25 protein-coding genes are annotated in these 23,738 nt (G+C 37.7%); 23 read left to right on the top strand and 2 right to left on the bottom strand.

The features are described 5' to 3' along the window. The first annotated feature begins 30 nt into the window (after nucleotides 1–30). The 13 genes from BMW30_RS02060 (at nucleotide 31) to recN (ending at nucleotide 11,900) form a co-directional block, all read left to right on the top strand. A complete protein-coding gene (locus tag BMW30_RS02060; protein ID WP_091473429.1) occupies nucleotides 31–1,086 on the top strand; it encodes a M24 family metallopeptidase in 1,056 nt (351 codons plus the stop codon). Between the two features lie 71 nt (nucleotides 1,087–1,157). Beyond that, entirely contained in the window at nucleotides 1,158–1,715 is a 558-nt protein-coding gene (gene efp, locus BMW30_RS02055; RefSeq protein WP_091473427.1) for an elongation factor P, read from the top strand. 155 nt (nucleotides 1,716–1,870) lie between these two features. Further along, entirely contained in the window at nucleotides 1,871–2,299 is a 429-nt protein-coding gene (accB, locus tag BMW30_RS02050) for an acetyl-CoA carboxylase biotin carboxyl carrier protein (RefSeq protein WP_091473425.1), read from the top strand. Then, on the top strand, nucleotides 2,299–3,651 hold the full coding sequence (gene accC, locus BMW30_RS02045; protein WP_091474010.1) for an acetyl-CoA carboxylase biotin carboxylase subunit: 1,353 nt from the start codon (nucleotides 2,299–2,301) through the stop codon (nucleotides 3,649–3,651). Before accB ends, accC begins: the two co-directional genes overlap by 1 nt. An 81-nt stretch (nucleotides 3,652–3,732) precedes the next feature. Beyond that, the gene (locus BMW30_RS02040; protein ID WP_091473423.1) at nucleotides 3,733–4,083 is read left to right on the top strand and encodes an Asp23/Gls24 family envelope stress response protein; all 351 of its coding nucleotides are present in this window, start codon (nucleotides 3,733–3,735) and stop codon (nucleotides 4,081–4,083) included. A gap of 13 nt (nucleotides 4,084–4,096) precedes the next feature. Continuing rightward, the gene (gene nusB, locus BMW30_RS02035) at nucleotides 4,097–4,486 is read left to right on the top strand and encodes a transcription antitermination factor NusB (RefSeq protein WP_091474008.1); all 390 of its coding nucleotides are present in this window, start codon (nucleotides 4,097–4,099) and stop codon (nucleotides 4,484–4,486) included. Nucleotides 4,487–4,498: 12 nt separating this feature from the next. Further along, nucleotides 4,499–5,833, top strand: coding sequence for an exodeoxyribonuclease VII large subunit (xseA, locus tag BMW30_RS02030; RefSeq protein ID WP_091473421.1), 1,335 nt, complete (start codon nucleotides 4,499–4,501; stop codon nucleotides 5,831–5,833). Continuing rightward, entirely contained in the window at nucleotides 5,830–6,042 is a 213-nt protein-coding gene (xseB, locus tag BMW30_RS02025; protein WP_091473419.1) for an exodeoxyribonuclease VII small subunit, read from the top strand. Before xseA ends, xseB begins: the two co-directional genes overlap by 4 nt. Beyond that, on the top strand, nucleotides 6,035–6,907 hold the full coding sequence (locus tag BMW30_RS02020) for a polyprenyl synthetase family protein (protein ID WP_091473417.1): 873 nt from the start codon (nucleotides 6,035–6,037) through the stop codon (nucleotides 6,905–6,907). Before xseB ends, BMW30_RS02020 begins: the two co-directional genes overlap by 8 nt. A 112-nt stretch (nucleotides 6,908–7,019) precedes the next feature. Next, nucleotides 7,020–8,903, top strand: coding sequence for a 1-deoxy-D-xylulose-5-phosphate synthase (gene dxs, locus BMW30_RS02015; protein ID WP_091473415.1), 1,884 nt, complete (start codon nucleotides 7,020–7,022; stop codon nucleotides 8,901–8,903). After that, nucleotides 8,890–9,672, top strand: a complete 783-nt coding sequence (locus tag BMW30_RS02010; protein ID WP_091473412.1) for a TlyA family RNA methyltransferase — start codon at nucleotides 8,890–8,892, stop codon at nucleotides 9,670–9,672. The genes dxs and BMW30_RS02010 overlap by 14 nt, the downstream gene beginning before the upstream one ends. Before the next feature lie 95 nt (nucleotides 9,673–9,767). Continuing rightward, nucleotides 9,768–10,220, top strand: coding sequence for a transcriptional regulator AhrC/ArgR (ahrC, locus tag BMW30_RS02005; RefSeq protein WP_091473411.1), 453 nt, complete (start codon nucleotides 9,768–9,770; stop codon nucleotides 10,218–10,220). A gap of 21 nt (nucleotides 10,221–10,241) precedes the next feature. Continuing rightward, nucleotides 10,242–11,900: a DNA repair protein RecN gene (gene recN, locus BMW30_RS02000; protein ID WP_091473409.1), complete on the top strand. Its 1,659-nt coding sequence runs from the start codon at nucleotides 10,242–10,244 to the stop codon at nucleotides 11,898–11,900. A gap of 127 nt (nucleotides 11,901–12,027) precedes the next feature. Here recN and BMW30_RS01995 read toward each other — a convergent pair whose 3' ends face one another. Then, nucleotides 12,028–12,270, bottom strand: a complete 243-nt coding sequence (locus tag BMW30_RS01995; protein WP_091473407.1) for a DUF2627 domain-containing protein — start codon at nucleotides 12,268–12,270, stop codon at nucleotides 12,028–12,030. Nucleotides 12,271–12,417: 147 nt separating this feature from the next. On the opposite strand from BMW30_RS01995, the gene BMW30_RS01990 reads away from it, so the two are divergent. The 8 genes from BMW30_RS01990 (at nucleotide 12,418) to BMW30_RS01955 (ending at nucleotide 20,784) form a co-directional block, all read left to right on the top strand. Then, nucleotides 12,418–13,308, top strand: a complete 891-nt coding sequence (locus BMW30_RS01990) for a phosphate acyltransferase (protein ID WP_091473405.1) — start codon at nucleotides 12,418–12,420, stop codon at nucleotides 13,306–13,308. A gap of 32 nt (nucleotides 13,309–13,340) precedes the next feature. After that, nucleotides 13,341–14,435: a Glu/Leu/Phe/Val family dehydrogenase gene (locus tag BMW30_RS01985; RefSeq protein WP_091473403.1), complete on the top strand. Its 1,095-nt coding sequence runs from the start codon at nucleotides 13,341–13,343 to the stop codon at nucleotides 14,433–14,435. A gap of 5 nt (nucleotides 14,436–14,440) precedes the next feature. Beyond that, complete coding sequence (gene buk, locus BMW30_RS01980) at nucleotides 14,441–15,505, top strand: butyrate kinase (RefSeq protein ID WP_091473402.1); 1,065 nt, start codon at nucleotides 14,441–14,443, stop codon at nucleotides 15,503–15,505. 9 nt (nucleotides 15,506–15,514) lie between these two features. Continuing rightward, nucleotides 15,515–16,936 (top strand): dihydrolipoyl dehydrogenase, encoded by a 1,422-nt coding sequence (gene lpdA, locus BMW30_RS01975; RefSeq protein WP_377910970.1) that lies wholly within the window; start codon nucleotides 15,515–15,517, stop codon nucleotides 16,934–16,936. Nucleotides 16,937–16,951: 15 nt separating this feature from the next. Then, complete coding sequence (locus tag BMW30_RS01970; protein WP_091473399.1) at nucleotides 16,952–17,944, top strand: thiamine pyrophosphate-dependent dehydrogenase E1 component subunit alpha; 993 nt, start codon at nucleotides 16,952–16,954, stop codon at nucleotides 17,942–17,944. A 2-nt stretch (nucleotides 17,945–17,946) separates the two neighbouring features. Continuing rightward, the gene (locus BMW30_RS01965) at nucleotides 17,947–18,930 is read left to right on the top strand and encodes an alpha-ketoacid dehydrogenase subunit beta (RefSeq protein WP_091473397.1); all 984 of its coding nucleotides are present in this window, start codon (nucleotides 17,947–17,949) and stop codon (nucleotides 18,928–18,930) included. A gap of 12 nt (nucleotides 18,931–18,942) precedes the next feature. Next, a complete protein-coding gene (locus BMW30_RS01960) occupies nucleotides 18,943–20,250 on the top strand; it encodes a dihydrolipoamide acetyltransferase family protein (protein ID WP_091473395.1) in 1,308 nt (435 codons plus the stop codon). A 96-nt stretch (nucleotides 20,251–20,346) separates the two neighbouring features. Next, on the top strand, nucleotides 20,347–20,784 hold the full coding sequence (locus BMW30_RS01955) for a BrxA/BrxB family bacilliredoxin (protein WP_091473393.1): 438 nt from the start codon (nucleotides 20,347–20,349) through the stop codon (nucleotides 20,782–20,784). Nucleotides 20,785–20,818: 34 nt separating this feature from the next. On the opposite strand, the gene prli42 is transcribed toward BMW30_RS01955, so the two are convergent. Further along, complete coding sequence (prli42, locus tag BMW30_RS10490; RefSeq protein ID WP_180366177.1) at nucleotides 20,819–20,920, bottom strand: stressosome-associated protein Prli42; 102 nt, start codon at nucleotides 20,918–20,920, stop codon at nucleotides 20,819–20,821. A gap of 75 nt (nucleotides 20,921–20,995) precedes the next feature. Here prli42 and BMW30_RS01950 point away from each other — a divergent pair, with 75 nt between their 5' ends. After that, a complete protein-coding gene (locus BMW30_RS01950; RefSeq protein ID WP_091473392.1) occupies nucleotides 20,996–22,117 on the top strand; it encodes a M20/M25/M40 family metallo-hydrolase in 1,122 nt (373 codons plus the stop codon). A gap of 2 nt (nucleotides 22,118–22,119) precedes the next feature. Continuing rightward, complete coding sequence (gndA, locus tag BMW30_RS01945; RefSeq protein ID WP_091473390.1) at nucleotides 22,120–23,520, top strand: NADP-dependent phosphogluconate dehydrogenase; 1,401 nt, start codon at nucleotides 22,120–22,122, stop codon at nucleotides 23,518–23,520. The last annotated feature ends 218 nt before the right edge of the window (nucleotides 23,521–23,738 follow it).

Below are 23,738 nucleotides of genomic sequence, written 5' to 3'. Positions count from 1 at the left end.
AATGTAATATATTTAATGAGGTGATACAAATTGGATAAAATAAAAAAAGTGAGAGAAATTTTATCAGAAAAAGATTTAGATGCTGTATTGGTGATGAGCGCACACAACAGACGTTACTTATCAGATTTTACGGGTAGTGCTGGTTCTGTCATCGTGACTCAAGATGAAGCCATTTTAGTTTCAGACTTTAGATATAAAGCGCAAGGTCAAGAACAAGCAAAAAATCTGGATTTTGTACTTCAAAAAGGCGGTCACTTACCATTTGTGATCGAATTGTTAGAGGGTAAAGGCATTAAAAAATTAGGCTTTGAAGGCCATTTAACAACATATAATACATATGCTGAATTAGACAAATCATTTGAACTCACACCACTGACTGCTGAAATTGAGAAGATCAGAATGGTAAAATCTGATGATGAAGTTGCTGTCATTCAAAAAGCATGTGACATTGCAGATGAAACATACGAACATATCTTAACGTTTGTTAAAGCGGGCATGACTGAACTCGATGTGAAAAATGAACTCGAGCGCAAGATGCGTGAACTTGGTGCGTCTGGTGCGAGCTTTGACATTATCGTTGCGAGTGGTGCACGCGGTGCATTACCTCACGGTGTTGCAAGCGATAAAGTCATCGAAGACGGTGATATGGTTACACTTGATTTCGGTGCATTATACAATGGTTATATTTCAGATATTACACGTACGTTCGCTGTCGGTAAACCGAGTGATGAAATGAAAAAAGTGTATGATGTCGTGCTTGAGAGCCAGCTATTAGCATTAGAAAAAATCAAGCCGGGTATGAAAGCTTCAGAAGCTGACGCAGTATCACGCGATGTGATTGCTTCACATGGATATGGTGAGAACTTTGGACATTCATTAGGTCATGGTATTGGGTTAGAGGTCCATGAAGGCCCTGGTATTGCATCAAGCGTCGATACGATCATTGAAGAAGGTATGTGTATTACGATTGAGCCAGGTATTTACATCGATGGTGTTGGTGGTGTAAGAATTGAAGACGATTGCTTAGTGACGAAAGACGGTTTAAAACGATTGACGAATAGTAGCAAGGAATTGTTTATTCTTTAATCAAACATTTACCAATACGAATTAACACTTTATAATGGTAATATCTCATTTTAGGATAGTGGGGAATAATAATGATTTCAGTAAACGACTTTAAGACAGGTTTAACGATTGAAGTTGACGGTGGCATCTGGCGCGTCATGGACTTCCAACATGTAAAACCAGGTAAAGGTGCTGCATTTGTACGTTCTAAATTAAGAAATTTAAGAACCGGTGCGATTCAAGAGAAAACATTCCGTGGTGGGGAAAAAGTTGCGAGAGCGATGATTGAAAACAACAAGATGCAATATTTGTACGCAGATGGCGCAACGCACGTATTCATGGACAATAACTCTTACGAGCAAGTGGAAATACCAGCTGAGCAATTAGAAGATGAGTTAAACTACTTAAAAGAAAACATGAACGTTTCAATTATGAGTTACAACGGCGAAACGCTCGGCGTTGAATTACCAAAGTCTGTAGAGCTTGAGGTTGTTGAAACAGAGCCAGGTATTAAAGGTGACACGGCAACAGGGGCTACTAAGTCAGCAAAACTTGAGACTGGTTTAGAGATTCAAGTGCCTTTGTTTGTTAACCAAGGTGATGTGCTCGTGATTAGTACAACAGATGGAAGTTACGTTTCAAGAGCATAGTTGATTTTAAAAATTGAGTACATATGTACTCAATTTTTAATTTTAATCACATCATTTTAAACGTGATTTTATCAAAAATACATAATAGACTTGAAGATACAGAAAATTTTAAGTAAAATTAATTACAATATTTGAGCGACTAGGAGATATTCGAAATGAATCTAAATCATATCGATCAATTGATTGAAAAAATGAACAAGGCTTCTTTGTCTGAAGTAGAGTATAAAGACAAAGATGTTGAAATCAAATTAAAAAAGGCAGTAGCACCTACACAAGTACAAGCTCAGCCTGCTGTTCAACCCGCACCAGTGAAAGAAGAGGCGCCAACACCACAAGAACAACAGCCGAGTGGCAAGGTCATTAAAGCACCGATGGTCGGTACATTTTATAAGGCACCTTCACCAGAAGCTGAGGCTTTTGTGAAAGTAGGCGATAAAGTCAACAATGATACCGTTGTGTGCATTTTAGAGGCGATGAAGTTATTTAATGAAATCGAAGCTGAAATGAGCGGTGAGATCGTTGAGATTTTAATCGAAGATGGAGAAATGGTTGAGTACAATCAGCCGATGTTTATAATTCGATGATTAAAAAATTATTAGTGGCAAATCGTGGTGAAATTGCCGTTAGAATTATACGTGCGTGTGATGAACTTGGCATTGAGACAGTGAGTATTTATTCTGAAGCAGATCGTGAAAGTCTGCATAGAAAAATTGCAACGGAATCATACTGTATTGGTCCGAAACAGTCGAAGGACAGCTATCTAGATATGATCAGCATCATGACAATCGCAAAGTCGACGAATTGTGATGCGATTCATCCGGGTTACGGATTTTTAGCAGAAAATGATGATTTTGCTGAAATGTGTGAAGCGATGAATATCATTTTTGTCGGTCCGATGCCTGAAACGATTTCAACAATGGGTATTAAAGATGTGGCCAAGAAAACGATGCAAAAAGCAGGTGTTCCGACTGTACCAGGTAGTGACGGTATACTAAACTCTATTGAACATGCCAAAGAAGTTGCCGAAACGATTGGATACCCTGTGATCATTAAAGCGAGTCATGGTGGTGGCGGTAAAGGAATTCGCGTTGCCAGAAATGAAGAGGAATTAATCCAAGGGTATAAATTGACGACGAAAGAAGCACAAAGTGCCTTTGGCAATAGCAGTCTTTACATGGAAAAATATATTGAAAACTTTAGACATATTGAAATTCAAGTGCTCGGCGATTACTACGGTAATGTAATCCATTTGGGAGAACGTGACTGCACGGTTCAGCGACGCATGCAAAAGCTTGTCGAGGAAGCACCAAGCCCGATTATGACAGAAGAAAAGCGGGAAGAAATGGGGATTACGGCAGTAAACGCAGCACGCAGTATTCAATATATTGGTGCAGGAACGATTGAGTTTATTTATGATTTAAATGATGACAATTTTTATTTCATGGAAATGAACACGCGTATTCAAGTGGAACATCCTGTAACTGAAATGATTACAGGTGTTGACTTAATCAAGATGCAAATAAAAGTTGCAATGCGTGAAGAGATACCTTATAAACAAGAGGACATTACGTTTAGAGGTCATTCTATTGAGTTTAGAATCAATGCAGAAAACCCAGCGAAAAACTTCATGCCATCTGCAGGTAAGATTACTGATTTTCTAGCGCCTGGTGGCTATGGTATAAGACTTGATACCGCATGTTACTCTGGTTATACGATTCCACCATATTACGATTCAATGATTGCTAAGTTAATCGTTCATGGTGATAGTCGTGAAGAAGCGATAAACAGTGCACGTCGTGCGTTAAAAGAATTCACGATCAACGGTATTGATTCGACAATTCCGTTTCATCAAAAACTTTTAAATAACAAAAATTTCATAGAAAATAATTACAATACAAATTTCCTAGCGGAAAACGATGTAATGAACGAATCGTGATGATTAACATCACGATTTTTTTATTGAGTAACAAATTCAATATCGTGTTAAGTTTGGTATAATAAACAAGAGGTGATTGATATGAACTTACAGACAATCAATGAAAATTTAGGTCGCGTCGAAATTTCTCCGGAAGTCATTGAAGTTGTTGCGAGTATCGCAGCGACAGAAACGAAAGGCGTACACGCATTACAAAATAACTTTGCGAGTGGTAATTTTGAGAAGCTCGGGAAAAAGTACCGTGGAAAAGGTATTAAAGTGGATACGAAAAATGATACGATTTCTGTCAGTGTATATGTATCCTTATTTAGTCATGCGAATGTGCACAAAACTGCAGTAAAGATTCAAAAAAATATAACCAATTCAATCAAGAACATGACGAACTTTGAAGTGAAAGATGTCAATGTTCATATCATTAACATTAAATCATAAGATAGGGAAAATTATGAATAGACACGAACAGCGCAAGAAAATTTTTCAAATTATTTTTCAGTTAGAAGATTCAAAAGAGCTGATGGATTCAGTTAAATTTAAAGATGCATATAATGACTATGAATATGTAAAAACGGTGGTCGATTATTATGTGCAAAATAATGAATCTATCGATAATTCAATCAGTAGTTATCTGCAAAAGTTTACGATCGGTCGACTATCGAAAGTGGAACGCAGTTTGCTTCGAATGTCATTTTGTGAAATACTGCTCGATCATACACCGAAAAAGGTTGTCATTAATGAGACTGTAATTTTAGCAAAACTATATGGTGACAATGATAGTTTTAAGTTTATTAATGGTGTACTGAAGAGTTTTATCGACTCAGATCACCTAGATAAGTAAGGACGTTTTAAGATGCAGAATGATAAGTTTTTAAGTGTCAGTGTGATGACTCAATATATATCCAGAAAGTTTGAACAGGACCCTTATATGCAAACAGCATATGTGAAGGGTGAAGTGTCAAACGTCAATCATCATCGCTCCGGTCATGTATATTTCAGATTGAAAGATGCGGATGCGGTGATTAATTGTGCATTATTTAGCCGTAATAAGCGTGGTTTATCATTTGATTTAGAAGAAGGACAAAGCGTACTCGTTACGGGAAAAATTGGTGTGTATAAGCAACAGGGTAGCTATCAGCTTATCGTGACGCATGTTGAACTCGATGGACTGGGTCAATTGTTTGCAAAGCTCGAAAAAGATAGAAAAGAGCTTGAGTCAAACGGTTACTTTGATTTACAACATAAAAAACCAATTCCAGAATATCCAGAGAAAATTGGGATACTGACATCGATAAGTGGTGCTGTGAGAGGCGATATGTTAACGACGCTTGAACGTCGTTATCCACTTGCTCAAGCAACGATTATTGACACGCGTGTACAAGGTGTCGGCAGTATAGATTCTGTCATTAAGAATTTAAAGTATGCAGATTCGTTGGGGTTTGATGTGTTAATTCTGGCACGCGGTGGTGGTTCAATTGAAGACTTGTGGACATTCAATGAAAAAGAAGTTGCGCTGCAAGTATTCCATACGAGCACACCAATTATTACCGGTGTTGGACATGAGCCGGATACGACGCTCGTCGATTACGTGTCTGATTTAAGAGCGGCAACACCAACAGCAGCAATAGAGCGTGCGGTTAAAAATGTTGTGGATATTTTTGAACGTATTGAGACGTTTAAATTACACATGAACAAACGCATGCGAACAATTTTAGATCGGAAACATCAATTGTTGAAGCAAACGACTTCACACAAAATAGAACATCCATCTAATCTATATCAGTTCCAAAAGATTCATCTCGATCATTTAGTTGAAAAACTGATGCGGTCGATCGATTCAAACTTACACGACAAGAAGAAAGCATTGTCTTATGTCGAGCAAGGCTTGCTCTCTTTATCTCCGAAACGAGATATAAGACATTATTCAGAACGACTTGCAAATTTAAACGTTTCATTGAACCGTCAAACGGAGAAGAATATAGATAGTAAGAAAAAACAACATGAACATTTGTTACGATTATTGAACTCACTGAGTCCAACTGAAGTATTACTACGTGGCTATAGTTACACGGAAAAGCAAGGTGAAATCATTAAACGTATTGATCAAGTCGAAGTTGATGATGAAATTTCAACGACAGTAACGGACGGTATTATACGATCAACAGTGATAGGGGTGAATAAAAAGTGACGAAAGAAAAGACATTTGAAGAAAAAATTAAAACGTTAGAAGAAATCGTTGTCGAACTTGATAAGGATGATGTAACGTTAGAAAAGTCACTCGAACTTTATCAGCAGGGTGTTCAGTTAGCAAAAGATTGTGGACTGATTTTGAAAAATGCTGAGATGAAAGTCGAGGAGTTACATCATTTAGGAGAGGACGAATCTAGTGATGAATGATATTAAACAATCACTCGATGCTGTGGAGCGACTGATTATCACACATTTAAAAGATAATGACATTTCAGAAACAATTAAACGGGCAAGTATTTATTCGATTGAAGCCGGTGGGAAACGATTCCGTCCGACGATGGTGTTATCGACTTTAAAAGCACTTGGGTATCCACTTGAGCATGGTCATTCGACAGCCGCTGCAATAGAGATGATTCATACATACTCACTGATACACGATGATTTGCCTGCAATGGATGATGATGATTTAAGGCGTGGACAGCCGACAAATCATAAAGTATTTGGTGAAGCAACAGCAATACTTGCTGGTGATAACTTATTGACAGAGAGTGCTAGAGTCGTTATTTCTGATGACAATCTCTCAGATGATAAGAAGATTAAAGTACTTGGTGTTTTGCTAAAAAATGCAGGACAAAAAGGTATGATCAGTGGGCAGATGTTAGACATTGAAGGAGAGACGTCACCGATTACACTTGATGAGCTCGCTCAAATTCATAACTATAAAACAGGTGCGCTCATTCGTGCATGCATTGAGATGGCATGCATTATCGGAGAGGCGAGTGACGATGTTACAAATACATTAAACCGATATGCCACAGAAGTTGGCGTGTTATTTCAAATTCGTGATGACATACTCGACGTTGTCTCAAATGTTGAAGAACTTGGAAAAAATATTGGTAGTGATGTATCAAATAATAAGACGACGTATGTAAGCGAATATGGTCTCGAAGGCGCGTATGAGCAATTTGATACACTGTATGAAACAGCGATGGACCATCTGAAATCAATCGAAACTCTAATTTCCGTAGAACCACTCATGGCTATTCTAGAAAAATTAAAGATTAATCTATAAAGATAAAATAGTTATCGTAATTTTTTACAAGTTAAGATTACATGATTATTTTATTTTTTTGTATGGGTTGATTTGTTATAATTAAGTTTAGTAATTAAAAGGACGGATGGGAATGAATATTCACGAAATAACAAACCCTGATTTTTTAGAAGACATGAATACAGAACAATTAGAAAAGCTAAGTGCAGACATACGTGCTTTTCTTATAGAATCATGTTCAAAAACAGGTGGACATATCGGTGCAAATCTTGGCGTTGTAGAACTGACAATTGCCTTACACAAGCATTTTAACAGTCCAGAAGATAAAATTTTGTTTGATGTCGGACATCAGGCATATATTCATAAAATTTTAACAGGACGTATCAATGAATTCGATACGTTACGTCAATATAAAGGACTATGTGGATTTCCGAAGATGCGGGAATCAGAACACGATGTTTGGGAAGCCGGACATAGTTCGACGTCACTTTCGGCAGCGATGGGTATGGCGCTTGCTCGAGATATTAAAAAGGAAGATCATTATGTCGTACCAATTATTGGTGACGGTGCATTAACAGGTGGAATGGCGCTTGAAGCGTTAAATAATATCGGCTCCGAGCGGACGCCAATGATAATTATTCTTAATGATAATGAAATGAGTATCGCACCAAACGTCGGTGCAATGCACAATATGCTTGGACGTATTCGCTCGAATGTGAGCTATAATCGTGCCAAATATGATTTTGAAGAGATGATTGAGAATGTACCACAAGTGGGGGCTAAATTAAGAGATATCGTCGATCGCGTAAAAGACAGTTTTAAGTACTTATTTGTTGAAGGTGTATTCTTTGAAGAACTCGGCATCAAATATTTAGGACCAGTTGATGGTCATGATTACGAAGAGTTAGATACTGCATTAAAAAATGCGAAGGATTTTAAAGGGCCAGTACTCGTTCATGTCGTGACGAAAAAAGGTAAAGGTTATACACATGCAGAGACAGATGAAATCGGAACATGGCATGGGTTAGGACCATATAAGATCGAAACTGGAGAAGTACTTGGTGGTAAATCTACAGTCTCTTGGAGCGAGTTCGTTTCAAATACAGTGCTTTCACATGCACACGAAGACGAAAGAATCGTTGCTGTCACGCCAGCGATGCCGGTGGGCAGTAAGCTGACAAACTTTGCACGTACGTATCCTGAACGATTCTTTGATGTTGGTATTGCGGAGCAACACGCGATTACGATGAGTGCAGGTTTAGCAGCAGCAGGAATGAAACCATATTTGGCGATTTATTCTACGTTTTTACAACGTGGCTATGACCAATTATTACATGATGTCGATCGTCAAAATTTAAATGTATTTATCGGTATTGACAGGAGTGGGTTAGTAGGTGCTGATGGAGAAACACACCAAGGTATATTTGATATCAGTTTCATCACGCCGTTACCAAACATGGTCCTGATGATGCCAAAAGATGAAAGAGAAGCCAGCCAAATGATTGAACTTGCATTTAATCATGATGGTCCAATTGCGCTTAGATATCCGAGAGGTAATGTAAATGGCATCGATGACGAAGTCACTTATCCACCATTAGAACTCGGTAAATGGGAAAATATATCCGAAGGTGATGCACTGACAATCGTATCATTTGGCCCAACATTAGAACTCGTACAAGATGTGGCTGATGCATTTAAGAAAGAAAACATAAACATCAATGTGGTTAATGCACGATTTATTAAACCGATCGACGAATCAATGCTTCATGAACTCGGTCAGAAAAACCAACCGATTTTAGTTGTAGAAGAGAGTATGCTTGAAGGTGGACTTGGCAGCATGATTGGATCGTTTATGTTGGATAACAATTACAAAAATTCAATCGAACGTATCGGTATCGGTAATGAATACATCGAACATGGTAACGTCAATGAGTTACTCGATGATATTGGCATTTCATTTGATAACATTTATGCCAAAGCAAAAGAAATGGTAAACCAAGACAATGAAGAAAATTAGAGTTGATGAGTACATTCATTCTCACTTCAATATTGGAACCATTGATGAAATTCAGCGCTATATAATGGCTGGACAAGTTTTAAATAACAATGCGCCGATTTATAAACCGTCTGAAATGATTCATCCAGCAAAGGCAGATATACGTTTTCGTAATATGAAACAATATGTGTCACGTGGTGGGATTAAGCTCGAACATGCAATCAAAGAGTTTTCACTCGATCTCTCTAATAAATGTGTTATCGATATTGGAAGTTCTACGGGTGGCTTTACTGACTGTGCACTAAAACATCAAGCAGCACATGTATACGCCGTAGATGTTGGCACAAATCAACTTGATTACAAGTTAAGAATTGATCCGCGTGTAACTGTCATGGAACAGACAAACTTTAAGGGTACGGTGTATGAAGATTTTTCAGTACAGCCTGATTTAATCACAATTGATGTATCATTTACATCCATTGTGCCAATCATTAACCATATTAATAAATTATTTAACCACCAGTTTATACTGATTGGACTTATAAAGCCCCAATTCGAATCATATTTAGAAGAAGCTGAATCTGGTGGCATAATTACTTCCAAAGAAACACATATCAATGTCATTCAAAGAGTCGTTGATCATTTAGAAGAATGCGGTTATACCGTACTTGGGCTGAGACAATCACCAATTAAAGGAAGTAAAGGAAATATTGAATATTTAGTGTTTGCAGAATTCAAAAGCAATGATTATTCATCAATTTCTAATGAAATTATCATAAATACTGTATAATTTCACTTATAAGGGTACTTATAAGTGATTTTTTATGCATAAAAAGAATTTATATGTTATATTTGAATAAATATTCGTAACTAGGGGATGACAATATGTCCAATAAATCAATTAGACAAATTAAAATTAGAGAAATTATCAGTAACAACAAAATTGAAACGCAAGAAGAACTCGTGGATAAGTTAAATGAGTACAACTTTAATGTGACACAAGCGACCATTTCACGTGACATTAAAGAATTACAACTGATCAAAGTCCCGACACCAAACAGCACATATGTATACAGTTTACCGAAGGATAGAAAGTACCATCCACTTGAAAAGCTTGGACGCTACTTAATGGACTCTTTCGTCAAGTTAGACACAGCAAATAATTTACTTGTGCTTAAAACATTGCCTGGTAACGCGCAATCGATCGGTGCGATTATTGACCAGTTAGAATGGGAAGAAGTAATTGGAACGATCTGTGGAGATGACACATGCTTAATCATTTGTAAAGATGACGAATCACAACAGATAATTAAAGAAAAGATCTTTAATTTAATTTAGAAAACTAGCGGGTGTGTTCGAGTGTTATTGAATTTATCTATTAAGAACTTTGCAGTTTTAAAACATTTAGAGTTAGATTTCAATCAAGGTTTAACCGTCATTTCTGGTAGTTCAGGTGCCGGTAAATCGATGATAATTGAAACGATAAAATATTTATATGGTAAACGAGCATCGACGGATGATATCCGATATGATACAGACCGCTCGGTAATAGAAGGTGTATTTGACTTGCCTGAAACGGCAAAGTTGGATGCACTTTTTCGACGTCATGATATTCCAGTAGATGAGTTGTGTATCGTCAGACGAGAGATACTACCATCTCGTAAGAGCATGATTAAAATCAACTCAAAAGTTGTTACATTAACAGCACTTAGGGACATTATGAATGAAGTGATGATTATTCACTCGCAAGGCAGTCACTTGACGATGCTCGATAACAAGCGTCAACGCTACTATTTAGATAAATTTATTGAACTTGAAGCGCTAGACGACTACAAAAAGTATGTAGAGAGCTATCAATCCTTTAAACAAGTCCACAATAAGTTGCTTGATCTTGAGCAAAAGAATAAGACACGCATCGAACAGATTGATATTTATAAATCGTATTTATCGGAAATCGAAGCACTTGAACTGGAAGAAAATAGTGAGGAGAGACTAGAAGAAGAACTTCATTATTTAAATAATTTCGAAAAGATCTCTATGAGTTTAGAAAACATTAAGGAGAAATTCTCTCAAGAAAATTCTCCGAACACGATGCTATTTGACATTCAAGAAAAACTGATGGACCTCGTGCCATTTGATCAAGACTATGAAGCTTATTTTAAAACGATAGAAGCTGCATATTATACGCTGAACGATTTAGAGCTAAAAGTTTCAGATAGCTTAAGCAGTATGGATTTTGATCGTACTCGATTAAATGAAATACAACAACAATTGCAAGAAATCAATCGTTTAAAAAGAAAACATAATAAGACATTCGATGAATTGATTGAATATAGAGAAGAGTTAAGGAATGACATTTACTCACTTGAAAATATTACAGAGTCAATGAGTAATCTCGTTAAAGAAAAGGATTGTCTCTATAATGAAACTGAAACATATGGAGAAAAATTACACGCATATCGCCTAAAGCATAAGCATCAGTTAGAAGAAAAAGTGATTGAGATATTAAAAACACTGGATATCACACATGCACGATTTGAAATTGATGTCACAAGAGGTAAGTTCAGTTCGAGCGGTATATCTCAAATTACATTTAATTTTTCACCAAATTTAGGTGAACCATTAAAACCACTAAATGATGTCGCTTCTGGTGGTGAACTATCCCGTGTCATGTTATCGTTCCAGACGATTTTCTCTCAGTATAATGATCATTCGTTGCTCATCTTAGATGAAATCGATTCAGGAGTAAGTGGTGTTGTTGCGAGTAAGATGGCGACGCGTATGAAACAGATATCAGAACATATGCAAACAATCGTCATTAGTCATTTAGCACAAACGGTTGCGAGTGCAGACCATCATTTGTTCGTGGATAAGACAGTTGAAGATAATCGTACTGTTTCTGTTGCTAAATATTTAGGGCATGATGATCATATTGAAGAAATTGCTAGAATATTAAGCGGCAATAACATTACAGATGAGGCGAGGCAGAATGCTTTGTCATTGATTGAAAAATTCTAAAAACTTAAATATGATACTGAGATATAATATAAAAAAGCATGCTTAACTCCTAGGCGGGTAGCGTCTGCAGTGAGACTACAGGCTCACGCGACGCCCCAGGAAAGTAAGCATGCTTTTTTAATATGGGTTAATTATTCTTTTTTCTTAAAGATTCCTTTAAACGCTTATGTTTATTTTCTCGATTCATGATATAACCGGCAACAAACCATATACCGAGCATCATAAGAATTACACCGATAATAAACTGCATATATACGACAGTGAAGGGATCATTGATGATTCCAAACATACTATCTCGAATGAGTTTTATACCAATACCTGCAATGATTACTGGAATAACAAGGAGCATTAAGGCTATAAACTTTTTCATTGTGTACACCTCTTTAAATATTATAAACAATCATAGGTTACACGTAAAATAATTTGCAATTCATGAATTTTTAGAATATTCCACGTTTAATAGAATATATATAAATTTATTTAGACTTATGTATAATGTGTGTAAGGAGGTCATTGAATGAAATTTAATGAATATATCAGTGTCACATCTACACAAATGATAGCGCTTTCGGTTTGTAAAGCCGCAGACATGGACGTATTGAACCCATTGTATCAACTCTATCAAGAGAGCACCATGACGTTTCATTTAGTAGATGACCAAGAAAAATTAGTGCATTTGTTAGAATCTTTAGATGCATCACTCATACAAAGCGATAGAATTAAAATTCATCACGCAGCGTCTGATGTTGAGGCTGCTGAAATTGCTGTTGGATTAGTCGCTTCTAATGAAGCACACATGCTGATGAAGGGCATGGTTTCAACATCTGTTATTCTTAAAGAAGTATTAAACAAAAAACACAATCTTATTGAAAAACCTGTACTTAGTCATGTTGCACTGTTTGATCTTCCGAATTATGACAAAGCTGTCTTAATTACAGATTGTGCAATGAATATTGCACCGACTGTCGAACAGAAAAAAGCAATCATTGAAAATGCGGTTGAAGTTGGACATAAGATAGGTATGAAGACGCCAAAAGTTGCGCTTCTTAGTGCAGTTGAAAAAGTGAATCCAAAAATTCAATCGACAGTGGATGCCGATGAATTGAAAACTCATTTTAATAACAATGAAGATTTAGTAATTGATGGTCCATTGCAATATGATCTTGCGATTTCTAAGTCTGCTGCGGAAATTAAGGGGCTGGATAGTCCAGTTGCTGGTGATGCAGATATTTTGATTGCACCAGCACTAGATGCAGGTAATGTGCTTTATAAGTCACTCGTGTACTCCGCAAATGCAAAAGTTGCAGCGATGATTGTTGGTGCAAAAGTACCAATCGTTTTAACATCACGTGCGGATTCAAGTGAAGTGAAATATTTATCGATTAAATTAGCAATGAATAATATATAAAATCAATCTTAAAATATAAAGGAGAATGAACAATGATTTTTGAAAAAATGGAACACCACGATTATGAACAGTTAGTATTTTGCCAAGACAAAGCGACTGGATTAAAAGCGATTATTTGTATTCACGATACGACGCTTGGTCCAGCACTTGGTGGTACGCGTTTTTGGAACTATGAAACGGAAGAAGAAGCAATCACAGATGTACTTCGTTTAGCACGTGGTATGACTTATAAAAATGCTGCTGCTGGATTAAATATCGGTGGGGGTAAAGCGGTGATTATCGGAGATCCTAAAGAAATTAAATCAGAAGAATTATTTAGAGCTTTTGGTCGCTTTGTACACAGCTTAAACGGACGCTACATTACAGCAGAAGACGTTAATACGACAGTACAAGATATGGACAATATCTACTTAGAAACACCATATGTAACGGGTATTAGTGAGTCTTATGGTTCAAGTGGTAACCCATCTCCGAAAACTGCATTAGGTGTTTACATGGCGATGAAACGCACAGCACAAGAAGTGTTTGGTACAGATTCATTAAAAAATCGTACAATTGCTGTTCAAGGTGTCGGTACAGTTGCATATGCAGTGTGTGAGTACTTACACAAAGAAGGTGCAAAATTAATCGTTACAGATATTAATGAAGAAGCTGTTCAACGTGCAGTGGATAACTTTGGTGCAGAAGCTGTTGGTGTTGATGACATCTATGATGTTGAAGCTGATATCTATTCACCATGTGCGCTTGGTGCAACTTTAAATGATGACACGATTCCTCGTTTAAAAGTTAAAGCGGTATGTGGTGCTGCAAATAACCAACTTGCATCGACACAAAAGCATTCTGAAATGTTAGAAGAACGTGGGATTTTATATGCACCAGATTTCGTTGTAAACAGCGGTGGTGTTATCAACGTATCTGATGAGCTTGAAGGTTACGACGAAGAGCGTGCTGTACACAAAGTTAAAGGGATCTACAAGCAAATGGGTAAAATCTTTGATATTGCAAAACGCGATAATATCTCAACTGCATTTGCAGCGAACAAACTTGCTGAAGAACGTTTAGAAGCAATGAAAAATGTAAAATCTAAATTTTTACAAAATCCGATGCACACACTTTCTAGGAGGTAATTCCTTTGGGGATTCATATACTTGTCTTAAACCTGGGTTCAACATCGACAAAAGTCGCAATTTTTGAAAATAAAACATGTCTATTTGAGTCGACGCTCAGACATCCGACAGAAGTGACATCTCTAGAACTGATCGATCAGACAGAACAAAGATATGATGCGATTATGGCATTTTTTAAAGACAATAACTTTGATATTCAAAATATCGATATTGTCTCTGCACGCGGTGGCTTGTTAAAACCTGTTGCCGGTGGTACGTATGAGATCAATGACAAAATGATGGAAGATTTAACGTCTGAAAAGTTTGGCAAGCACGCATCTAATTTAAGCGGTATTATTGCCCATCGCATCAAGGAAACAATCGGTGTGAGTGCAGTGATTACAGACCCAGTTGTCGTCGATGAACTGCTTGAAGAAGTTCGCATGACAGGTATTAAAGGTATCGAAAGAAAATCAATTTTCCATGCGCTGAATCAAAAAGCGGTGGCGCGTAAATTTGCAGAAACAATCAATAAAAACTATGAAGATCTTAATGTAATCGTTGCACATATGGGTGGTGGCATTACAGTAGGTGCACATAGAAAAGGTAAAGTCATCGATGTGAACGACGGTCTTGCTGGTGAAGGTCCATTAAGCCCGACACGCAGTGGTTCAATCCCGAATGACTTGATGATCAAACATGTGTTATCGAACAACCTATCATATGATGATGCATATAAGTTACTGACAAGAGAAGGTGGATTTGTATCTCTAGCGAATACACAAGATGCGTTAGAACTTGAGAACAAAGCACTATCAGGGGACAAATATGCGGAACAAATCTATTCAGTGCTAGCGATACAGTTAGCAAAAGAAGTTGCATCACGTGCCGCTGTGTTAAAAGGTGAAGTCGACCAGATTATCTTTACCGGTGGACTAGCTTACAGCAAATACTTGATGGAACTCGTAAAACCGTATATTTCATTTATTGCAGACATTACTGTTTACCCTGGTGAAGAGGAAATGCAAGCACTGGCAGAAGGTGCGTATCGCGTGTACATGAAAGAAGAAGAAGCAAAGATCTATGAATAGGAGGCAGTTATATTGGCTCATAATTATGATTTAGTCATATTAGGTGGCGGAACGGCAGGTTATGTTGCAGCAATTAAAGCGAGTAAAAACGGATTGAAGACGGCGATTGTTGAGAGTAAAAAACTCGGTGGTACATGTCTCCACAACGGATGTATCCCTACGAAGTCAATGTTAAAATCAGCAGAAGTCATTACTTACATGAAAGATGCAGAAAAATACGGTGTGGACAGTTACACACCGTCATTTTCAATTGAAAATATCGTCAACCGAAAAAATGCCGTTGTCGATCAAATGTTCAAAGGTGTTCAAGGATTGATGAAGAAAAATGGTGTAGATGTATTTGAAGGCTACGGACGTATTCTTGGCCCATCTATTTTCTCACCGATGGCAGGTACTGTTGCTGTTGAAAACCCAAATGATGAAGAAGCAGAAGCTGAAATACTAATTAACAACAACGTGTTAATTGCAACAGGTTCTAAACCACGTGAGTTACCATTCTTACCATTTGACGGAAACGTTGTGCTCTCAAGTGACCATATGATGAATTTAGAAGCGATTCCAGAAAACCTTGCGATTATCGGAGGCGGGGTTATCGGTTTAGAATTCGCATCATTAATGACGGATTTAGGTGCGAATGTCACTGTCATTGAAGCCGGTAAATCATTGATTCCAGCAGAAGATAAAGACGTCTCAAAACGCCTTCAAAAAGCATTAGCAGACAAAGGCGTTGCGTTCCATATTGGACTTGGTTTATCTGAAGATACGGTAAAAGTAGAAGAGAGTAGTGTATCGATCACGTTTGAAGAAGAGACAAAACAATTCGATAAAGTACTTGTTTCAATTGGAAGAAGTCCAAACACTGAAGACATTGGACTGAACAACACGAAAATTGAAACGAACAATGGCTTCATCGTGACGAATGAATTTTACCAGACGAAAGACAAACATATCTATGCAGTAGGTGATGTGATCGGTAATCTTCAATTGGCACACGTGGCTACTAAAGAAGGATTGATTGCAGTAGATCATATGGCAGATCAATCGCCAATTACGCTTGATTACAACACAGTACCAAAGTGTATTTACACACAACCAGAAGTTGCTTCAGTCGGTATGAATGAAGCACAGATTAAGGAATCGGGTGTACCATACATTAAAAAGAAAGTGGCATTTGGTGCGGTTGGTAAAGCTGTGATCGCTGGTGGCGGTAATGGTTTCGGTAAGATGTACGTTGAAAAAGAAACAGGATCTATTCTTGGCGTGACGATGATTGGTCCAAGTGTTACGGAGTTAATAAATGAAGCTGCACTCGCAAAATTCGTTGATGCTTCTGCACTTGAACTCGGTACAAGCGTTCATGCACACCCTTCAATTGGTGAAATTTTAATGGAACTTGGTCTTGATGCAGCAGGCGTAGGGATTCACGTATAAAGGAGGAAATAGTCGATGATGGATTATAAAGAGGCGGGACTTAGCCCGGATGATTTAAAAGAAATGTATCGTTATATGCTACTTGCACGTAAGCTAGATGAGCGCATGTGGTTGCTTAACCGTGCGGGTAAATTACCATTCGTTATTTCTTGTCAAGGACAGGAAGCGACTCAAGTGGGTATTGGTTTTGCGCTGGATAAGGCAAACGATATCATCAGCCCGTATTATAGAGATTTAGCATTGGTGACTTACTTTGGTATTACGCCAGAAGAAACGATGTTATCTGCATTTGCTAAAGAAGGCGACATCAACAGTGGTGGTAAACAAATGCCATCACACTTCGGTAAAAAAGAAGCAAACGTACTCACGCAAGGTTCATGTGTGGCAACACAGGTGTTACATGCGGTTGGTACAGCATTTAAATTCAAAGTGGACAATGAACCACATATTGCACTGACGACACTCGGTGAAGGTTCATCAAACCAAGGTGACTTCCACGAAGGATTGAACTTTGCTGGTACACATGATTTACCATTCATTTGTATTATTGAGAACAACAAATATGCGATTAGTACACCAACTGACTTGCAGTACGGTGCAGAGAAGTTATCTGATCGTGCGATTGGTTACGGTATGCATGGTGAACAGATCGATGGAAATGACCCGATTGCGGTTTATGCATCTGTTAAAAAAGCGCGTGAGCGTGCAGTGAACAATGAAGGTGCAAGTTTAATCGAAGCTTTGAGCACACGATTAACAGCACACTCTTCGGATGATAACCACAACTTATATCGTACGAAAGAAGATATCGAAGCGATGAAAGAAGAAGATTGTATTAAATTATTTAGAGTATATATGCTTGAAAATAACATTGTAGACGAAAAGTGGATGGAAGCAATTGATGCTGAGCTTAAAAAAGTTGTCCAAGAAGCGACGAAAAAAGCGGAAGCAGCACCGTATCCAGCACCAGAAGATGCACTGAAAAATGTCTATGAGGAGGTTAACTAATCATGGCAAAAATGACATATTTACAAGCGATTACAGATGCGCTTGATTACGAAATGGGCAAGGATGAAAATGTCTTTATTTTCGGTGAAGATGTTGGATATAAAGGTGGCGTATTTGGTGTCACAGTAGGACTTCAAGAAAAATACGGAAAGTGGAGATGTTTAGATTCACCACTTGCTGAGAGCAACATCGTCGGTATGTGCCTTGGTGCAGCGATGATGGGTAAGCGTCCAGTTGCTGAAATTCAGTTTGCTGAATACATCTTACCTGCAACGAACCAAATTTTAAACGAAGCAGCAAAAATCCGCTATCGTTCAAATGGAGACTGGAATGCACCGATGGTCATTCGTGCACCATTTGGTGGGGGTATTCACGGTGCATTGTATCACTCGCAATCAATCGAAACGATCTTCGCTTCAACGCCTGGATTAAAAGTTGTTATTCCTTCATCTCCAGCAGATGCAAAAGGGTTACTGATCTCAGCGATTCGTGATAACGATCCAGTATTATTCTTCGAACATAAAAAAGCATACCGCTTGCTGAAAGAAGAAGTGCCTGAAGGTGAACATACTGTAGAAATCGGTAAGGCTGATGTGAAACGTGAAGGTGACGACATTACGATCATCACTTACGGCTTAATGGTGAACTATGCACTTCAAGCTGCTGAGCGTTTAAAAGAAGTTGGCTATGAGGCAGAAATTGTCGACTTGCGTACGGTCTATCCGTTAGATAAAGAAACAATCATCAATGCCACTAAGAAAACAGGAAAAGTATTACTTGTGACTGAAGATAACTTAGAAGGTTCAATTATGAGTGAAGTGTCTGCAATCATCGGTGAAAATTGCCTGTATGATTTAGATGCACCAATTATGCGTCTTGCTGGTCCAGACGTACCTGCAATGCCATATTCACCACCGATGGAAGACTTCTTTATGGTCAATCCTGAAAAGATTTACGACAAGATGAAAGAACTAGCTGAACACTAGGAGGTCAATGTAATGGAAGAAATTAAAATGCCCAAACTTGGTGAAAGTGTAACCGAAGGTACCATCGAAAAGTGGTTAGTCTCGCCAGGAGACACGGTCGAGGAATACGATCCGATTTGTGAAGTTATTTCTGACAAAGTTACAGCAGAAGTACCTTCAGTATTCGCCGGTACAATTAAAGAACTCATCGCGCAAGAGGGTGACACAATCGAAGTCGGCGGTGTCATCTGTACGATTGAAACTGAAGGTGGAAGTGCATCATCAGAGACGCCATCAGTCGATAAAAAAGAAGATGTAGAGTCTGTGGCTGCACCGACTAAAGAAGCTGCCGTAGAAGAGAAATCTGAAGGTGCTTCAGAAGAAACAAAACATGTCACACAACAGGTGGAGAAACCAGAAAACGCAAGAATTTCTCCAGTTGTGATGCGACTCGCAAGTGAAAACAATGTGGATCTAAATCAAGTGTCTGGAACAGGATTTGAAGGACGCATTACGAAAAAAGATATTCTTAAGTTCATTGAAGAAGGTCCAAAATCTGCACCTGTTCAAGAAGAACCAAAAGCACCTGAAACAACAACAACTGAAAAAGCAGCACCTACACAAACAGCATCTGCGCCTTCAGCGGGTGAAGAAATCCCAGTAGCAGGCGTGCGTAAGGCAATTGCTGCCAAGATGGTTCAATCGAGCACTGAAATTCCACATGCATGGTTAATGATGGAAGTCGATGCAACGAACTTGGTGAAAGTGCGTACACATCATAAAGAATCATTTAAGAAAAAAGAAGGGTTCAACTTAACATTCTTCAGCTTCTTCGTAAAAGCCGTTGCAGAAGCAGTGAAAGAATATCCAATTATGAACAGTTCTTGGCAAGGTGATAAAATCATTGTGAACAAAGACATCAATGTATCTATCGCTGTTGCTGGCGACGATAAGCTATATGTTCCAGTCATTAAAAATGCGGATGACTTATCAATCAAAGGTGTCGCAAAACAAGTATCAGAACTTGCAAACCTCGGTCGTAACCATAAGTTAACTTCTGCTCATATGAGTGGTGGAACGATTACAGTAAATAATACTGGTGCGTTTGGTTCAATCCAAAGCATGGGTATTATCAATCACCCACAAGCAGCGATTTTACAAGTGGAATCGATCGTTAAACGTCCGGTAATTATTGACGGAATGATAGCACAACGCGATATGGTAAACCTATGTCTATCCATTGATCATCGTATTTTAGATGGACTTGTTGCGGGTAACTTCTTAAAGCTTGTTAAAGAGAAAATCGAAAACATGAGTATTGAGAGCAGCTCAATCTACTAACTTTACTTTTTTCTCATTCATATATAGAATTTAATAGAGACTATTAAAACCTTATTATTTAATATAATAAGGTTTTTTATAAAAGGAGTATTTTGTATGGAAATGGATTTTCAAATGTACATGAACGATATCGTTACAAACGCACGCAATGATATGGATGAAGCAGGCTATACTCAAATGCGTACAGTTGAAGACGTGAAGAATCATCTGTCAAAAGATGGGACATCGGTCGTATTCGTTAACTCGGTGTGTGGTTGTGCAGGCGGTATTGCACGTCCAGCTGCAAAACATGCAACAGCATTCGACCATTTACCGGATCAGTTATTAACAGTTTTCGCCGGACAAGATAAAGAAGCAACAGAAGCAGTGCGTGAGCTCGCACCAGACTTTATTCCATCTTCACCGTCGTTTATGTTGTTTAAAGATGGTAAAATTGTTGATATGATCGAGCGTCACAATATCGAAGGTCATGAAACGATGAGCGTCATTACAGATTTACAATCATGGTTTATGGAGCACGGAAAAGAAGTATAAATAAAAAAGAGGTCATTATGACCTCTTTTTAATGCTACATAGTCGTTAACATACTTAATCCAAACAATAATCCAGATACGACGATTAAAAAGACCATTGCCCAAATGATTATTCGTTGTACTCTTTTGTTTTGCATGAAATCATCCTCAAAAAAATTTACTTTATACATTATATACTACCACAAATAGCCATTCAAGAAAGGTGTAAAAATATGAATAAACAACGATTGATTGACACACTCTTAACACTTGTTCAAATTAATTCAGAATCTGGTGATGAACGACTGATTGCAGATCATCTCGTAAAGGAATTAAAAGGTTTAAACATTGATGTAATTGAGGATAGCTCTCAAATAGAAACGGGTTACGGTGCAGGGAATCTATTCGCTAAAGTTCCAGGTACACTTGATGTAGAACCCGTATGCTTCATGGTACATATGGACACTGTAAAACCAGGTAATAATGTAAAACCAGTTGTTGATGATACATATATTAAATCTGACGGCACAACAATTTTAGGTGCAGACGATAAAGCAGGTATCGCTGCATTAATCGAAACAATTCGTGTCTTACAAGAAGAAAATATTCAACATGGTGATATCGAAATCATCATCACTGTCGGTGAAGAAACAGGTCTAGTTGGTGCAAAAGCATTTGACACAACTCAAATTAAATCTAAATTTGGCTATGCAATCGATGCGCCAGGTTTGGTAGGATCAGTTGTAACACAAGCACCGACTCAAAGTAAAATCGATGTCGACATCCACGGCAAGACAGCACATGCTGGCGTTGCACCAGAACTCGGTGTGAGTGCAATTGAAATTGCAGCGCGTGCAATTGCGAATATGAAACTCGGCAGAATCAATGAAGAAACAACAGCAAACATCGGTAAAATTACTGGTGGTGACTCAACCAACGTTGTGACAGAACATGTTGAATTAAAAGCAGAAGCGCGCAGCTTAGTAATGGAAAAATTAAATGCTCAAGTCGAACATATGAAAACTGTTTTTACAGAAACAGCAGCAGAAATGGGTGGACAAGTAACATTCAATGAACGCAATGTGTATGCGCCGATTAATGTCAGTCCAGATCGTGAAGTGATCACAACAGTTGTCGATGCAATCAATAATATCGGTCGCACACCAGAACTCGTCAGCTTAGGTGGCGGGAGTGATGGAAATATATTCTCAGAAAAGGGTATTGAAACAGTAATACTCGGACTGGGCTATGAAGAAATTCATACGAAACAAGAGCGCATGCCAATCAGTGAACTAGTTAAAATTACAGAACTTATCATTGAACTTATTCAAGTACAAGCAAAAAAGGAGAAATAAACATGCAATATGATATTGGTGTAGTTGGACTAGGTGTCATGGGTGCTAATATTTCTAAAAATATATCTAAAAATGGATTTAAAGTGACGACGTTTGATTTCTTTGATGAAGTTAAAGTTGCGAGAGAATCAGAGTTAAATGAGTATGATGTACATATTTCAGATACAATCGAAAACTTTGTGCATCAACTCGCTTCTCCAAAAATTATTTTAATGCTTGTAAAAAGTGGGGAAGTGACGGATAACACAATCGATCGATTAGTTCAGCTTTTAGATGAAGGCGATATTTTAATTGATGGTGGGAATGAAACATACACAAATACCGATCGACGCAGTAAAGCATTAAAAGAACAAGGCGTTCATTACATCGGCATGGGTGTGAGTGGCGGTGAAGAAGGTGCACTAAATGGACCTGCATTAATGCCTGGCGGCGATAAAGAAGCCTACGATAAAGTCTCATACATCTTCAACCAAATCGCAGCTGTGGCTGATGATGGCAGACCGAGTGTGTCGTATATCGGACCAGAAGGTAGCGGACATTATGTAAAAATGGTACACAATGGTATTGAATATGCGGATATGGAACTCATCAGTGAAGCGTATTACTTCATGAAGTATGGATTGAATATGTCCAATCAAGAAATCAGTGATGTCTTCCATGAATGGAATAAAGGCGAACTCAACAGCTATCTGATTGAGATTACGTCAGAGATTCTTAAATTCAAAAATGAAGATGGCGAATATGTCATCGATTTAATACTTGATCGAGCAGGTCAAAAAGGTACGGGTAAATGGACAGGCATTGAAGCATTATCACTCGGCATACCATTATCAATGATTACAGATAGTGTGTTTATGAGATGTTTATCGAGCTTAATCGATGAAAGACGACGTATTTCAGATGTGTATAAAAATGAAGTGAAGATAATAGAAGAAGATAAAGAAACTTTATTAGAATCATTAAGACGTGCACTGTACTTAAGTAAAATACTCGCTTATCAACAAGGGTTTAGATTACTTCAAGAAGCAAGTGATGCACACAACTGGGAATTAAAACTTGGTGAAATATCTATGATTTGGAGAAAAGGGTGTATCATTCGAGCACAGTTTTTAGAAAAGATTAACCAGGCTTACATAGAAAATCCTGAACTCGATAACTTAATATTGGATGACTATTTTAAAACAATTGTTGAAAAATATCAGCAAGATTTAAGAGTGATTGCTGTGACTGCGATCCAACATAGCATCCCTATGTCAGTATTTAATAGTGCGATTTCTTATTTTGATAGTATTACAAAAGCACGAACGAGTGCGAATATGATACAAGCACAACGTGATTATTTTGGTGCACATACGTATGAGCGATTGGATAAGGAAGGCAGCTTCCATACGAATTGGTTTTAACTAAAATACTAAATAAAAGATATTGCTCTAATGTACTACCTTTTAATGTTACAGATGAACAGAAACATCTGTAACATTAAGAGGTTTTTTTATGAAATAAATACTGTTTAGTTGAAGATACTTAATGGTAACAATATTATAAATATGTATAAATATACTGAAATATTATTTATTATGAAAAATTTTATTGTAAAATAACTTTTCTCGTGTTATTCTAT

Source organism: Aliicoccus persicus (assembly GCF_900110815.1).
Classification (GTDB): domain Bacteria; phylum Bacillota; class Bacilli; order Staphylococcales; family Salinicoccaceae; genus Aliicoccus; species Aliicoccus persicus.
This window is presented reverse-complemented; position numbering and strand designations above follow the sequence as displayed.